18 protein-coding genes are annotated in these 14,652 nt (G+C 41.0%); 15 read left to right on the forward strand and 3 right to left on the reverse strand.

Annotated features, from left to right (window positions below; translation table 11 throughout):
• The first annotated feature begins 103 nt into the window (after positions 1 to 103).
• From AC0VYV_RS10625 to AC0VYV_RS10675, 11 genes are all read left to right on the forward strand, one after another.
• Complete coding sequence (locus tag AC0VYV_RS10625; protein ID WP_475374813.1) at positions 104 to 1,477, forward strand: aspartate aminotransferase family protein; 1,374 nt, start codon at positions 104 to 106, stop codon at positions 1,475 to 1,477.
• A gap of 18 nt (positions 1,478 to 1,495) precedes the next feature.
• Positions 1,496 to 2,188, forward strand: coding sequence for a CoA transferase subunit A (locus AC0VYV_RS10630; RefSeq protein WP_475374814.1), 693 nt, complete (start codon positions 1,496 to 1,498; stop codon positions 2,186 to 2,188).
• Positions 2,158 to 2,820 carry a 3-oxoacid CoA-transferase subunit B gene (locus tag AC0VYV_RS10635; RefSeq protein ID WP_475368966.1) on the forward strand — a complete coding sequence of 221 codons (663 nt, stop codon included), beginning with the start codon at positions 2,158 to 2,160 and terminating at the stop codon, positions 2,818 to 2,820. The genes AC0VYV_RS10630 and AC0VYV_RS10635 overlap by 31 nt, the downstream gene beginning before the upstream one ends.
• Complete coding sequence (locus AC0VYV_RS10640; protein ID WP_475374815.1) at positions 2,817 to 4,067, forward strand: peptidase; 1,251 nt, start codon at positions 2,817 to 2,819, stop codon at positions 4,065 to 4,067. The genes AC0VYV_RS10635 and AC0VYV_RS10640 overlap by 4 nt, the downstream gene beginning before the upstream one ends.
• 127 nt (positions 4,068 to 4,194) lie before the next feature.
• Positions 4,195 to 5,079: a putative beta-lysine N-acetyltransferase gene (ablB, locus tag AC0VYV_RS10645; protein ID WP_475374816.1), complete on the forward strand. Its 885-nt coding sequence runs from the start codon at positions 4,195 to 4,197 to the stop codon at positions 5,077 to 5,079.
• A gap of 12 nt (positions 5,080 to 5,091) precedes the next feature.
• Positions 5,092 to 6,477, forward strand: a complete 1,386-nt coding sequence (locus AC0VYV_RS10650) for a sigma-54 interaction domain-containing protein (RefSeq protein WP_475374817.1) — start codon at positions 5,092 to 5,094, stop codon at positions 6,475 to 6,477.
• Positions 6,478 to 6,673: 196 nt separating this feature from the next.
• On the forward strand, positions 6,674 to 8,083 hold the full coding sequence (gene kamA, locus AC0VYV_RS10655) for a lysine 2,3-aminomutase (protein ID WP_475374818.1): 1,410 nt from the start codon (positions 6,674 to 6,676) through the stop codon (positions 8,081 to 8,083).
• On the forward strand, positions 8,080 to 8,367 hold the full coding sequence (locus AC0VYV_RS10660) for a YokU family protein (RefSeq protein ID WP_404682137.1): 288 nt from the start codon (positions 8,080 to 8,082) through the stop codon (positions 8,365 to 8,367). The genes kamA and AC0VYV_RS10660 overlap by 4 nt, the downstream gene beginning before the upstream one ends.
• A gap of 136 nt (positions 8,368 to 8,503) precedes the next feature.
• Positions 8,504 to 8,761, forward strand: a complete 258-nt coding sequence (locus AC0VYV_RS10665; protein WP_430246248.1) for an IDEAL domain-containing protein — start codon at positions 8,504 to 8,506, stop codon at positions 8,759 to 8,761.
• Between the two features lie 59 nt (positions 8,762 to 8,820).
• Positions 8,821 to 8,946 (forward strand): hypothetical protein, encoded by a 126-nt coding sequence (locus AC0VYV_RS10670; RefSeq protein WP_475374819.1) that lies wholly within the window; start codon positions 8,821 to 8,823, stop codon positions 8,944 to 8,946.
• A gap of 114 nt (positions 8,947 to 9,060) precedes the next feature.
• A complete protein-coding gene (locus tag AC0VYV_RS10675) occupies positions 9,061 to 9,939 on the forward strand; it encodes a 5'-3' exonuclease (RefSeq protein ID WP_430246250.1) in 879 nt (292 codons plus the stop codon).
• Between the two features lie 99 nt (positions 9,940 to 10,038).
• On the opposite strand, the gene AC0VYV_RS10680 is transcribed toward AC0VYV_RS10675, so the two are convergent.
• Complete coding sequence (locus AC0VYV_RS10680) at positions 10,039 to 10,428, reverse strand: reverse transcriptase-like protein (RefSeq protein ID WP_194221543.1); 390 nt, start codon at positions 10,426 to 10,428, stop codon at positions 10,039 to 10,041.
• A gap of 127 nt (positions 10,429 to 10,555) precedes the next feature.
• Here AC0VYV_RS10680 and AC0VYV_RS10685 point away from each other — a divergent pair, with 127 nt between their 5' ends.
• Positions 10,556 to 10,732, forward strand: coding sequence for a zinc-finger domain-containing protein (locus tag AC0VYV_RS10685; RefSeq protein ID WP_430246252.1), 177 nt, complete (start codon positions 10,556 to 10,558; stop codon positions 10,730 to 10,732).
• A 13-nt stretch (positions 10,733 to 10,745) separates the two neighbouring features.
• Positions 10,746 to 11,408: a DUF771 domain-containing protein gene (locus AC0VYV_RS10690; protein ID WP_194221545.1), complete on the forward strand. Its 663-nt coding sequence runs from the start codon at positions 10,746 to 10,748 to the stop codon at positions 11,406 to 11,408.
• Between the two features lie 25 nt (positions 11,409 to 11,433).
• Here AC0VYV_RS10690 and AC0VYV_RS10695 read toward each other — a convergent pair whose 3' ends face one another.
• Positions 11,434 to 11,682, reverse strand: a complete 249-nt coding sequence (locus AC0VYV_RS10695; RefSeq protein ID WP_194221546.1) for a DUF2564 family protein — start codon at positions 11,680 to 11,682, stop codon at positions 11,434 to 11,436.
• A 153-nt stretch (positions 11,683 to 11,835) separates the two neighbouring features.
• Positions 11,836 to 12,036, reverse strand: coding sequence for a cold-shock protein CspD (gene cspD, locus AC0VYV_RS10700; protein WP_194221547.1), 201 nt, complete (start codon positions 12,034 to 12,036; stop codon positions 11,836 to 11,838).
• A gap of 286 nt (positions 12,037 to 12,322) precedes the next feature.
• On the opposite strand from cspD, the gene AC0VYV_RS10705 reads away from it, so the two are divergent.
• Entirely contained in the window at positions 12,323 to 14,011 is a 1,689-nt protein-coding gene (locus tag AC0VYV_RS10705) for a formate--tetrahydrofolate ligase (RefSeq protein ID WP_475374820.1), read from the forward strand.
• A 16-nt stretch (positions 14,012 to 14,027) separates the two neighbouring features.
• A complete protein-coding gene (locus AC0VYV_RS10710; RefSeq protein WP_194221549.1) occupies positions 14,028 to 14,546 on the forward strand; it encodes an acyl-CoA thioesterase in 519 nt (172 codons plus the stop codon).
• The last annotated feature ends 106 nt before the right edge of the window (positions 14,547 to 14,652 follow it).

Below are 14,652 nucleotides of genomic sequence, written 5' to 3' on the forward strand. Positions count from 1 at the left end.
GCGTACAACAAAGTCAGAATTTTTTGTAGATGATGTGGGATAGAATTTTGATTCATTTCAACATAGGCTATACATATAGACAAAAAAGTGAGGTGTCGATTAGGTGATAAGTAAAAGAACCCACTTAATAAAACCTTTATTAGGAATGGATTATGCCTTTATTTCTCATGGAAAAGGGATCTATTTATATGATGAGGATGGTCATGCGTTTATTGATGGATGTTCAGGTGCTGTGACAGCAAATATCGGCCACGCCGTTCCTGAAATTAAGGAAGCGATGGTAAAGCAAGCCGATCAAGTATCGTTTGTTTATCGCTCTCAGTTTACGAGTTCGTCTGCAGAGCTTCTTGCTGAAAGACTATGTCGCAATGCTCCAGGTGATCTGGACTGGGTGTTTTTTGTGAACAGCGGATCAGAAGCATTAGAAACCGCTTTGAAAATAGCCGTTCAGTATTGGCAGGAACTGGGTCGACCAACGAAGAACAGAATCATATCGAGGTGGATGAGCTATCACGGGATTACGATGGGTGCCCTTTCAATGTCCGGTCATGTCATACGTCGGAGTCGCTTTAGCGCGATGTTAGAGCATTATCCAGAACTCTCTCCTCCTTATTGTTACAGATGTTCCTACAATGAGCACTGTCCGAATTGTTCAAAGCACTATGCGCTAGAATTTGAAAAAACGATTCAAAGACTTGGGGCAGAAACAATTGCGGCGTTTGTTTGTGAACCTATCATTGGTGCAGCTGGGGGTGCGGTTGTTCCACCTGATTCCTATTTTAAAGAAATGAAAGCCGTATGTGAGCGCTATGATATTTTGTTTATTGCAGATGAAGTTATGACAGGAGTCGGGAGAACAGGGAAAATGTATGCAATGGAACATTGGGGTGTCGCACCAGATATCTTAGCACTCGGAAAAGGAATGAGCGCAGGTTATACACCGATGGCAGCTACCCTTGTATCTGATCGGATCATACTGGAAATTGAACGCGGATCCAAAGTTGTGCTAAGCGGTCATACGTTTAGTGCAAACCCACTCTCATCTGCTATATGTCTCGCTGTTCTTGACTATATAGAAGAAAATAATCTTGTGAAAAATGCCGAAGAAAAAGGTGATCTTCTCTTAAAAGGATTAAAAGAGCTTCAATCGATTTATCCTTTTATTGGTGATGTAAGAGGTAAAGGGTTATTAACAGCTATTGAATTTGTTCAGGATCAACTGACGAAGGAACCGTTCTTGCTACAGAATGAAGTGACAAATCGTTTTATCAGAAAATGCTATGACTACGGTTTACTCGTTTACACGGCTGCTGGGGGATTGAATGGGATAGCGGGTGATGCAGTCATTGTGGCACCACCTCTAATCATTCAAGAAAATGAGGTTCATCTCCTTCTGAATAAGCTGAATCAAGCATTAGCTGAATTGGAGAAAGAGCTTACAATAGAAGGCCTCTATAGTAGACGATCGATAAGCTGACGAAAGGATGAGAAATCCGTGAGAAGTAAAAGATGCGCATTGTCAGAGCTCGATCTATTAAGAGATAACATGACGATAATGTGTGGTGGATTTGGTGGAGTAGGTTCACCTCCAACACTTATTCAATGGATTCTTGATTCTGGTATTAAGAATATAACGCTCATTTGTAACGATGCTGGCTTCCCGTGGATCGGACCTGGAAAGCTTGTCACCGAAAAAAGAGTTTCAACACTTATTGCATCTCATATTGGCTCAAATCCTGAAGCAGGAAAACAAATGCATAACGGAGAACTTACCGTTCAATTCTACCCGCAGGGAACGCTGGCAGAAAAGATTCGCGCTGGGGGGATGGGGCTTGGTGGTATTTTAGTAGACGTTGGGCTTGGGACATCTATTGAACACGGAAAGGAAAAGACAATCGTTCACGGTAAAGAATATATGATTGAACCTGCTCTTACGGCAGATTTATCTATTATTGCCTGCAAACGTGCTGATCCATATGGAAATCTAATCTACGATCAAAGTGCACGAAACACGAACCCACTTGTCGCCAAAGCAGGTGATGTTACTATCGCTGAATCTGTTGAAATCGTACAAACAGGTGAGCTAGGTCCAGAGGAAATTATCACTCAAGGTGTTTTCGTTGATCACGTCATTGAAAGCAAGGGAGTTGATTGGAAATGGGTATGGGAGCTGAAGCGAGAAAGTTAATTGCACAACGTGCTGCTCGTGAAGTCACGTACGGCATGATGGTTAATCTTGGGATCGGTATTCCTACGCTTGTAGCTGACTTTATTCCAAATTCCCTCGATGTCATGTTGCATACGGAAAATGGCATCTTAGGAATGGGGGGGAGTCCTGAGCAAGGTAAGGAAGATGGAAATCTATCTAACGCCGGGGGATATCCAGTTACCATTCAATCAGGTGCTTCATTTTTTGATAGTGCAGAAGCGTTTGGAATGGTTAGGAGGGGACATCTCGATTTAACGATTCTTGGCGCACTTGAAGTGAGTGGAAGAGGAGATATCGCAAATTGGATCGTACCTGGAAAACGAGTGCCTGGCATGGGTGGGGCTATTGATCTCGCTCAAAAAGCTAAAAAGGTGATTGTATTAATGAGTCATACAACAAAAGATGGGCAGCCCAAAATTGTCAAAGAATGTTCTCTCCCTTTGACGGTAAAAGAAGGTGCACACATGATTATTACAGAGAGAGCTGTTATGCGAATTGATCAGGGAGAGCTTTTTCTTCTCGAAGTGATGCCTGGTTATTCTGTTGAAGATGTGTTAGGCGCTACTGAAGCGGTTGTAAATGTTGATCATGTGGGGAGGCGGACCTCATGAAAGAAGAAATAAACAAATGGATGATGCTTCATCGGGACTATGGGATAGAAATGCTTCAACGCTTTGTTCGTTGTGATAGCGTGCAAGGAAACGAGGCAAATGTGCAAGACCTTGTTCAGTCAGAACTTCATCAACTCGGAATGAAAATAGATCGGTTTACTCCTGGAGACGAAACCCTTAATCATCGTGCATTTTGTGCGAATCGAACAGATTTTACACAAAGCCCTAATGTTGTAGGTGTGTGGAAAGGTAAGGGAGGTGGTCGTTCACTCATTTTGAACGGTCATATTGACGTTGTCCCCCCTGGAAATAGAAGTGACTGGGAGTTAGAACCTTATAGCGGGGAAGTAAAGAACGGCAGGCTGTACGGTAGAGGGGCAACCGATATGAAAGGCGGAAATACGGCGATGCTTCTTGCCTTAAAATGCCTTAAAGATTTGGAGCTTCCTCTAAATGGCGATCTGATCTTTGAAAGCGTAGTGGAAGAAGAAAGTGGGGGAACAGGTACACTTGCGGCAATTGAACGAGGTTACCGTGCTGATGCCGCTCTTATTCCAGAGCCGACGAAGATGAAAGTGTTCCCTAAGCAGCAGGGATCAATGTGGTTTCGTATCACCGTATCAGGGCGCGGTGCACACGGTGGTACGCGTTATGAAGGAGTATCTGCTCTCGAGAAAAGCCTTTCGGTGATTAAAGCCATCCAATTATTAGAGGAACAGCGCAATAATCGAATTACAGACTCTTTATATGAAAACATTCCGATCCCTGTTCCGATTAATATAGGAAAAATTTCAGGTGGAGATTGGCCATCCTCTGTTCCAGATCAAGTAGTTTTAGAGGGAAGAATGGGGGTGATTCCTGGAGAAGAGCTTGATGACGCAAAGCTTGACATGCGCCGTGCCCTAGAAGCTATTGAAGATGATTGGCTAAAGGATCATCCAGTAGAGATCGAGTGGTTTGGAGCAAGATGGCTGCCTGGAGAAGTTGGTGAAGATCATCCGCTAGTGGGCGTAATTCGCCGTCATTACGAAGAAGTCACAGGGAAAGATCTCGTTATCGAAGCTTCTCCTTGGGGGACAGATGGGGGATTGCTACAAGAAGAAGGGAATACGCCATCGATTATTTTCGGTCCAGGAGAGACAGCGGTAGCACATTTTGCAAATGAATACATTGAAATTGATCAAATGATGCTTGCAGCAGAACTTTTTGTGCACATCATTCTAGAATGGTGTGGCCAGCATAAGTAGGAGCGGCTATGCCGTTCTTTTTCATGTGGTTCTTTCACTTTGTTTTTCTAATATAGCTTACCTTTAGGAAGGAGTTTACAAAAGAAAGAAGAACTACTGATTTAAGACATGAATGAGGGGGAGGTTAATGGGAAATAAGCGAATTGAAGCGGTTGAGCATTTTTATAAAGGGAGCGATTATGTCTTTACCTGTACGTTTGATACATTTAATGAACGCATTCGTATTGATGTTTATGATGGAAGCGTCCAAGCAGTTATCGCTCATATTCAAGAAGTGTTTACGAGCGAATATTCAAAGTGCATTGTAAAAGTAAAAAGTGAAGATGTTTCCTCCTTTCTTTCAATTGGCTATACCTACGAAGGGAAGATTCGTTTCTATTTTTCTGGTAGTGATGCTCATCTCATGACGAAGTATCGAGCGAATTGGCGTCGAAATAGTGAGTCTTGGGTAGATGAAGACAAGTTATTAAAGGCTGTACAAAACAAACCTCTTACTTCTCTCAAAGGAAACCCTCCTCTGCGGATTGGAATTGAAAGTGATGCTGAAGCGCTAGCCAAATTATATCAAACTGTGTTTTCGGTCTACCCAACCCCAATGGATGATCCTAGTTACATTAAGAAAGCTATGAAGAGTGACACGATTTTTTATGTAATGGAAGATCAGGGAATAATCAAAAGTGCCGCCTCAGCTGAAGTGAATCGTACGTATAGAAATGCCGAGATGACGGATTGCGCAACCCTTCCTGAGTATAGGAAAGGTGGAACGATGCGTCACTTAATTCTTGCTTTAGAAACGGAGTTGTTAAAGCAAGAGGTGTACTACGCTTACTCGATCGCGAGGAGTCTTTCTTTTGGAATGAATGCTGTATTTCATCAGCTTCACTATGAATATGGTGGGCGTCTTGTAAACAATGTAAAGATCTATAAAGATTGGGAAAATATGAATCTATGGAGTAAAAAGCTTCTAGGTAGTGCCGGAAAATCAGCACAGATAGATGAAAATTCGGCATAAAGGAGGACGTCTATGAGAGAAACGATTCCACTTACGGATGGAATGTTTGAAGCGATCCTAGAAAGTATTGATGAAGGGATTCATGTCGTTGATAACAGAGGGATGACGATCTATTATAATGAAATTGCTGCTAAGCACGACGGATTGCAAGTAGGTGATGTGTTAGGAACGCACTACCTAGAAGCATTTCCATCACTCTCCAAAGAGACGAGCACACTATCTCATGTGTTAACGACAAGAAAGCCAATTTTTAATAAAGATCAAACTTACAGAAATATGAAGGGACACTTGATCTCGACGATTAATACGACACTGCCTATCGTTGTGAATGGGCACTTAGAAGGAGCTGTGGAAATTGCTCGAGATCTTTCGCGTATCAAAATATTGTCTGATAAGGTAATGGAATTACAATCTAAAATAAATCGAAAGACGGTCAAGGAGTTCGACAACGGCACTATCTATACATTTGAGCACATTCTAACGAACGATCCCGTTTTTATAAAGGTAAAGGACCGAGCCCAAAAAGCTGCCGTTCTTCATTCTCCAGTTCTTGTCTATGGTGAGACTGGCACTGGAAAAGAACTCCTTGTTCAAGCGATTCATAATGCTTCTAAGCGGGTGGGGCCATTTATTGCACAAAATTGCGCCGCCTTACCTGCATCGATTCTTGAGTCGATTCTTTTTGGTACGTCAAAAGGAAGCTTTACAGGTGCTGAGGAGCGTGAAGGATTATTCGAACTAGCTAATGGCGGTACTCTTTTTCTTGATGAGATTAATTCGATGCCCATTGATGTACAAGCAAAATTGCTTCGGGTTTTAGAGGATGGTGTCATCCGCCGAGTTGGAGCAGGAAAGACGAGAAAAGTGGATGTCCGAATCATAGCTGCAATGAATGAAGAACCGGAATCTGCTCTTGAGGCAAAGAGGCTTCGTGTTGATTTGTTTTACCGTTTGAATGTTATTTATCTTAGATTACCACCTCTTCGAGAACGAAAAGAGGATATTTCTAATCTCATTGCTCATTTTATTAAGAAATACAACGATAAATTTCATAAAAACATAAGAGGAGTCGATCAGAAGTCGGCAACGCTGCTCTCTTCGCGTCACTGGCATGGAAATGTTCGGGAGCTTGAGCATGTGATTCAATCGGCCATGAATTTCGCAGAAGGACATACATTAACCTTGAACGATTTTGAGGTGCTTCTTCCAGAAAATCAATCTCGTGTAACGGCACCACTCCGCGACGTTTTGTTAAAAACAGAATATGATTTAATAAAACAAGCCATGAATGTCAGCCAGGGTAATGTGAAAAAAGCTGCAGAGCAGTTAGGCATCCCCAGACAAACATTACAATATAAACTTTCTAAACACCCACTAAGCCAGAGTGCCGAATATTGAGCACAGCTGGCTTTTTATTGTGGAAATAAATGAAGGGAGTGGATAAGTAGGGATCTTAGTTGTAACCGTAATAGACTTATCTTATAAGCGTCTTGATCCCACGATAAACCAAAAAGTAGGCTTTTTTGAAGAATTAATGGAGCTGGCACGCTACTTGCATAGTATAGGAGTAGATTATCTGAAGGGGGAATGTATTGTGCTGATGCAACTGTATAAGCCAACTCGGAATTGGAAGGATATTGAACTTTGGAAGAATGTCACGGAAGACCAATGGAATGATTGGATTTGGCAGCTTACTAATACGATTCGAACGCTTGATGACTTGAAGAAAGTAGTGAACTTAACACCTGACGAGGAAGAAGGTGTGAAGATCGCAACGAAAACCATTCCACTTAACATCACGCCATACTATGCTTCCTTAATGAATCCGGATGATCCGCGCTGTCCGGTTCGCATGCAATCAGTCCCTATTTCGCAAGAGATGTATAAAACGAAATATGATCTCGAAGATCCTCTTCATGAAGATGAGGATTCCCCAGTGCCTGGATTAACGCATAGATATCCTGATCGCGTTCTTTTCCTAGTTACAAATCAGTGTTCGATGTACTGCAGGTATTGTACTAGGAGACGCTTTTCAGGGCAAATCGGAATGGGGGTTCCAAAAAAACAGCTTGATGAAGCCATAAGCTATATTTCAAGAACCCCTGAAGTGAGAGATGTCCTTATTTCTGGAGGAGATGGGCTACTGATCAATGATAAGATTCTTGAATATGTGCTCAAGAACTTACGAGCGATTCCACATGTTGAAATTATTCGAATCGGAACGAGAGCCCCGGTTGTGTTTCCTCAGCGAATTACAGAGGATTTATGTAACATTTTAAAGAAATACCATCCTGTCTGGCTGAACACGCACTTTAATACAAGTATTGAAATTACAGAAGAATCGAAGAAGGCATGTGAAATGCTGGCAGATGCCGGCGTTCCTGTTGGAAATCAAGCGGTTATTCTTGCAGGGATCAATGATAGCGTACCGATTATGAAGAAGCTGATGCATGACCTTGTGAAAATTAGGGTGAGGCCATATTACATTTATCAGTGTGATTTATCTGAGGGGATTGGGCATTTTCGTGCACCGGTTTCTAAAGGATTGGAAATCATTGAAGGATTAAGGGGACATACGTCAGGATATGCCGTACCGACTTTTGTAGTTGATGCCCCTGGAGGCGGTGGAAAAATAGCCCTTCAGCCAAATTACATGATTTCCCAAAGTGCAGATAAAGTTATTTTACGAAACTTTGAAGGGGTTATTACTTCTTACCCTGAGCCGGAAAATTATACTCCTGGTACGGCTGATACGTACTTTAACCAGGTTTATGAAATGGAGAAAAAACCTGCTATCGGCATTCATTCCTTAATGACAGATGAGCGGTTTAATCTTGTTCCAGAAGGCATTCAGCGGTTTAGTCGAAGATCTCAGTACGAAAAGGACGCAACACATAGCTCGCTAAAAGATAAGCGCGATAAAAGAGATGTTATGAAGGAAAAGAAATTTAACGCAGAGCAGGAGAAATACAAAGGTAATGATAAAGGAGAGGAAACCGTATGATCTGTAAATGGTGTGAACAGGAGGGAGCTTTTGAGACGCTTGATAAAGGTTACTGGGAATTACCTGATGGATCGAGAGCGGTCGAAATTAGTGATTTGCCCTCGGTTCAATGCGGTTATTGCGGGATGTGCTATCAGACAGATGAATTAGTTGGAGACGTGGAGGAGCAATTGATGCTAATCGATACGGCAAAACTACCCTCCTCCTTTTCGTATAAAGAATTAATGAGTCAAGAAAGACTCTTAAAGAAAAATTATTTTGATCTTGATCGTTACCCGCTCTAATCCTTGAGTTAATAGCATTTTCTCTTGAAAAGAAAACATGTAAAAAAAGTTATATCGGAATATTCTGAAAAATATTGATATTTTGACGATTCCCTCGTATAATAGAAAAAAGAGCTTCAGAGGGGGGAGAGCTAGCATGAACAATCATCATAAGTCGTATAAAGACAATATGAAACAACGTGCTATGAAAAAGAAACAGGAACAGGAAACGTTTGAGTTGGAATTGTACGCCCAATTGATCCTTGATGAAGCCGTGTTTATTTTCCAGGAAAAACGTTACCAACAATCCATTGATCAAGCTCTCGACAGAGGAGACAAAAAAGCATTTCAAGAAGCATCCAAGCAGTATGTAGCGTTTCTTCGTTCTTACAAACAGGAGCTTCATTTCGACTGAATAGAATGAGGCCAATCTGGCACAAACTAGAGAGGAAGTACTTCTAAAGGAGTGTCACGATGGGCAGACAGAAAAAAGGAAACCCCAATGCACAGCGTAATAATAATGCAAAACAACAAAAAGCAAAAGCGATGTCATCCTATGCAGAGATGGAAGCAGAAAAGCTGAAAAATCCGCAAGAATAAAAGAAGGAGCCTTCATTAAAAAGGCTCCTTCTTTTATTGTGATCATTTTGTTATTTCGTTTATGTTACCATAAGAAAAGAAAATGGTTTATAGGGTGAAAGGAAGATCAAATATATGGGCCGATTAGTATTAATTGATGGATTTAATTTATTAAGTAGAGGTTATTTTGCGACAGCCTATGGAAAGTCTGAAGACCAGCTTTCGCAAACGCCTGAAGGGTTATATACGAATGCTTTAAGGGTGAAGCTGCAAAAAATCATTTCTCTTGTAAAGGAGTATGAACCGACGCATTTTGTTGTTACATGGGATGTGAAACGGAATGAAGTAAAGCGTAAAGCGCTCTATGAAGAATATAAAGGAACGAGGGAAGATTTACCAGGTCCTCTTATTCAGCAATATGAAACGGCTGTGAATTTGTTTAAGGCAACAGGAATCCCGCAGATGAGTGTAGAAGGATTTGAAGCAGATGATGTAATGGGAACACTCTCCGACCGGTGGACAAAAGAAGGTCTGGGTGATTGTTACATTTATAGTAATGATCGGGATCTTCTTCAGCTTCTGAATCCTTCTGTTTCACAAATTATTGCGATTCGCAAAGAAGGCGATAGGGTATACACAGAAGAGCATTTCAAAACAGAGTATGGAATTACACCCGATCAGTGGATTGATGTGAAAGCATTACTTGGAGATAAGAGTGATAACATTCCAGGTGTTGCCGGAGTAGGGGACAAGGCTGCTTTACCGCTAATTCAGCAATATGGTTCCGTTCAAGGGGTATATGAGAACATTAGCGAACTAGACAGTAAATTTAATCGGTATCGTAAAAAGCTTATAGATGGCGAGGAGTTCGCGAAATTAAGTCTTGAACTTGTGACAATTGAGCGCGCGATTCCTGATCTTGATGATTATTCGTTTGCTAATTGCAGGTTAGATATGGATTTAGATCAGTTTAAAGATGAGCTGGATCATCTCGGATTGAGAATCCGCATGTAGAAATAATGGTTGGTTAACAAATCCTAAATAAAAAAAGCGCCTTGGATTGAAAAGGCGCTCATTTTAATTAGGATTTGATAGAAGATAAGGACGTTTTTATCATTTGTTTTGCTGAATCGCTTTTCGCGCTAGCTCGTCAGCCATTTTATTTTTTGAGCTTGGGATCCATTTAATGAAACAAAGGTCGAATTGATCAACTAACGCCAAGCATCGAATTAAGTAGGGTTGATAACCTTTGTTTTTGACATATCTGCCGTCGACTGCGCTACTGACTAGCTGTGAATCTGTCCGAACGGAGATTGTGCGGAACTGTTTATCTATACAAAGCGTAAGAGCGTGAATTAACGCTTCAAATTCTGCTTCATGGTTTGTGAGCGTGCCAAGCGGGAGAGAAGATCGAATGACACTTCCTTCTGCTTTAACGAAAACACCTGCTCCAGAGGGACCAGGGTTACCTGCGCTTGCTCCATCTACATACACTTCAATCATGTGCCTTTCCTCCCCTGTGGGCTGGTCTTGTTGTATTTTATCATAATCATGTTCGTAGAGAGAAGACATACATTTAAGGTAAAAGGAGAAAACTGTTAAGAAGGGACTGTGTGTAGGAGTGAAAAGTATGAAAAAGAAAGAAGTTATGATGGAAGTAGGGTTAATCCTAGATACATATTGTCAGGATTGCTTGCTCAAAAGAGTCAATCAACATGATTACGGTAAATGTCATGCCCAAAAGTTTTGTATTACCGAATGTACAGTTGGAGAAGAATTGAAGCAATTAGGTAAACATTTGACATAGGGAGGGCATAGTCATGGATGTTATAGTGAAATGGAAATACAAAACGCCAAGAGGCCTTTCCTCCTGGATGACGTCAGACGAAGTGCCATTTAATGAAGCGCTTCTTTTGGCACGTGATATTGCTAAAACTGGTCGATCCATCGACCTTTACTTTCTTGATAATAGGGGAACGAAATGGTCTGTTAAGGAATTGGAAACATACATGACCAAAAAACAAGAGCGACCAGCTTCAATTGAGGTTATTTTCGACGGTAGTTTTGATAAAGAAACAAAGAAGGCTGGATGCGGAGCGGTTATTTATTATTATGAGGGTAGGCAGAGAAAACGCATACGAATAAATAAAGCGATGGATTATCTTGAAAATAATAATGAGGCCGAATATGCATCGTTATGGTTAGGTCTTCAAGAAATAAAATCAATCGATGTTGAGGATACAGAGATCCTCATCAAAGGTGATTCCCAGGTGGTGATTAACCAGCTTGGAGGAGAATGGGCCGTGTATGAACCACTCTTAACGAGGTGGATGGATCGCATTGAAGATACGCTACGTGATCTTAGACTTCAACCTGTGTACAAGCATATTTCTCGCGAAGAGAATAAAGAGGCGCATCGTTTAGCCAAACAAGCGCTTAAGGGTACAGAAATTAGTAGTTCCATTGAAGTTGATAACGAATAAGAGAAGCAGCGCAATGCTGCTTCTCTTATTCGTTTGCTTCTCTTAACTGCGTTTCACATTTTTCGATTAATTCACTAGAAAATTCATAGAACTGTTCATTCGTTCCCGATTTATGTGAGAGCGCTTGTTGGAACTGTTCTTTCGCTTGATTTATCGCATCCTGTGCCGCTTGTAACTGGTTACCATTCATGCTTTTCGTTGCCTGGCCGACGAGATGCTGAGCTGATTTAATGGACATTTCAATTTGTTGCAAATCAGAATATGGTTCTGACATACTATCCCACCTTTACGATTCATTCAAGAATAGTATGACCATGAGTCTGCTTTTTAAACCAAAGGGTTTATCGTGATTTAGCGTCTATCTCATCGGAAAATGACATGAAAAAAGGAACTGATGATTTCATCAGTTCCTTTTGAAAATTATATTTTAGAGTTTGTTTACGTTAGCAGCTTGAGGTCCGCGATTTCCTTCAACGATTTCGAAAGAAACGTCTTGGCCTTCTTCAAGTGTTTTGAAACCTTCATCATTGATTGCTGAGAAGTGTACGAATACATCGTCAGCTCCGTCGATTTCAATGAAACCGAATCCTTTTTCTGCATTAAACCATTTTACTTTACCGTTTTGCATGTTTGTTCCTCCTAAAAGCTTAGCACAATCTTTGTGCACTTTAAAATTCAACCATTCACTGGAACATTGAATAAGAGATATTCGATGTGTACGAGATTAGTGCACGAAAAATCGAAATCAAAGTCTCAATCAAATATCCTATGTGATAAATGGTTAACTACAATATAACGTCTCATTAGAAAAATGTCAAGACTATCAACTGATTAAAACATAATCCTTAACGGGAAGAATAAAGTTGGGTAAGATGGAAATTGGAAAGATGCATTCTTACATATGGAGGGGTTCTATGAAGCCGGAAGTAAAATTTAAAAGTGATATTGATATTGCACAGGAATCTAAGATGACTCGCATCTCTACAATTGCCGAGCAGCTAGGATTATATGAGAATGAATGGGAACCTTATGGTCATTATAAAGCAAAGATTACATTAAATGCGATGAAACGTTTGAATGAAAAGCCCTCTGGAAAAGTCGTCCTTGTAACAGCGATCAATCCTACTCCTGCAGGGGAAGGGAAAAGCACTGTAACAGTTGGTTTAGCGCAGGCACTAAATCGAATCGGTGAAAAAGCCATCGTTGCCATGAGAGAACCTTCACTTGGTCCGAGTATGGGGATTAAAGGAGGTGCAGCTGGAGGTGGTTATTCACAAGTAATGCCGATGGAAGATATTAACCTCCATTTTACTGGAGATTTACATGCGATAACGTCTGCACATAATGCTTTATCTGCCCTTATCGATAACCATATTCATCAAGGAAATGAAATTGGTTTTGATACGAGGCGTGTCACTTGGAAGCGCGTTGTGGATTTAAATGACCGAGCATTACGTAATGTCATTGTTGGTCTAGGCGGCCCTACACAAGGTGTACCTCGTGAAGATGGGTTTGATATTACAGTAGCCTCTGAAATCATGGCGATTCTATGTCTAGCTTCAGACATAACTGATTTAAAGAAACGTCTTTCATCAATTGTAGTAGGATATAGCATGTCAAAAGAGCCGATTACTGTTGGGGATTTAGGTGTAGAGGGAGCGATTACACTTCTTTTAAAAGATGCGATGAATCCGAATCTTGTTCAAACGTTGGAGAATACTCCAGCCCTAATCCACGGTGGCCCTTTTGCTAATATTGCTCATGGATGTAACAGCGTGGCAGCAACCAAAATGGCGCAAAAGCTTTCTGACTATGTGATTACTGAAGCAGGATTTGGGGCTGATCTCGGAGCTGAAAAGTTTTTCGATATTAAAACTAGAGCTGGCGATATTGATCCTGCAGCAACCGTAATTGTAGCAACCATTCGAGCCCTTAAAATGCATGGCGGAGTACCAAAAGATAACCTAAAAAAAGAAGATGTTGGTGCGCTAAAAGCTGGACTATCAAATCTGGAACAGCATGTCTCTTCAATAAAAAAATTTGGTGTACCATATGTTGTTGCCATTAATCGGTTTCTAACAGACACGGATCTAGAAATGAATACTCTCTTAGAATGGTGTAAAGAAAATGATATCCCTGTAGCGCTAACAGATGTATGGGCACGAGGAGGAGAAGGCGGCGTAGAGCTCGCAGAAACGTTATTAAACGAAATGGAACGAACTGAAAATCAGTTTAAGCCTCTTTATGATCTTGATTGTTCAATGACTGAGAAAATCGAAACGATCGCTAAAGAAATTTACGGTGCTTCGGGGATAGAATTGTCCTCTAAAGCTAAGAAACAAATGAAAGAATTCGAAGAAAATGGTTGGGGGAAACTTCCTGTTTGTATGGCAAAAACACAATATTCTCTATCGGATGACCCTTCGTTACTCGGAAGACCTTCTGGCTTTACGATAACCATTCGCGAATTCCGTCCTTCCATTGGAGCCGGATTTATCGTAGCATTAACCGGGAACGTAATGACGATGCCGGGATTACCTAAAAAACCAGCGGCCCTTAACATGGATGTTTCTGAAGACGGAACAGCAATTGGGCTTTTCTAGAAAGAGTGGATATACGATGTCGAATACAGCTTTAACAAAAAAATTAATACGTGATTCAAGAACGACCAAATCAAGCTTCGTACTACCTTCTGACACAAATACACATGGAACCTTGTTTGGTGGAAAGCTAATGTCTTACATAGATGACATTGCTGCCATAGCTGCATCTAAGCACGCTAGATCAGCAGTAGTTACTGCATCAGCTGACTCAATTGATTTCCTTAGTCCTATTCGTGAAGGTGAAGTAGTCAGCTTAGAGGCCTATGTAAGTTGGACACACAATACTTCAATGGAAGTGTTTGTGAAAATATTTGCCGAAAATGTGTTAACAGGAAGAAAGAAAGTGTGCGCAACGTCCTTCTTAACTTTCGTTGCTCTAGATGAAGAGAGTATACCTGCAAGAGTGCCTGAAGCAATGCCTGAGACAGAAGAAGAAAGATTTGTGAATGATGGTGGACTAGAGCGTATGAAGGCAAGAAAAGCGAGAAGAAAACACTCGCAAACATTAGCCAGTGAATTTGGTTCATTTTCTTAAGAAATAAGCTGTTTTTACTTAAATTATCGATTGTTGTCTCATTCGACTGGTTATCAAAGAGCATGAATGAGCTAAAAATCAACTGCGTTAAACATAGCTAAAAAAG

Source organism: Anaerobacillus sp. QJM3NY_17, assembly GCF_056173665.1.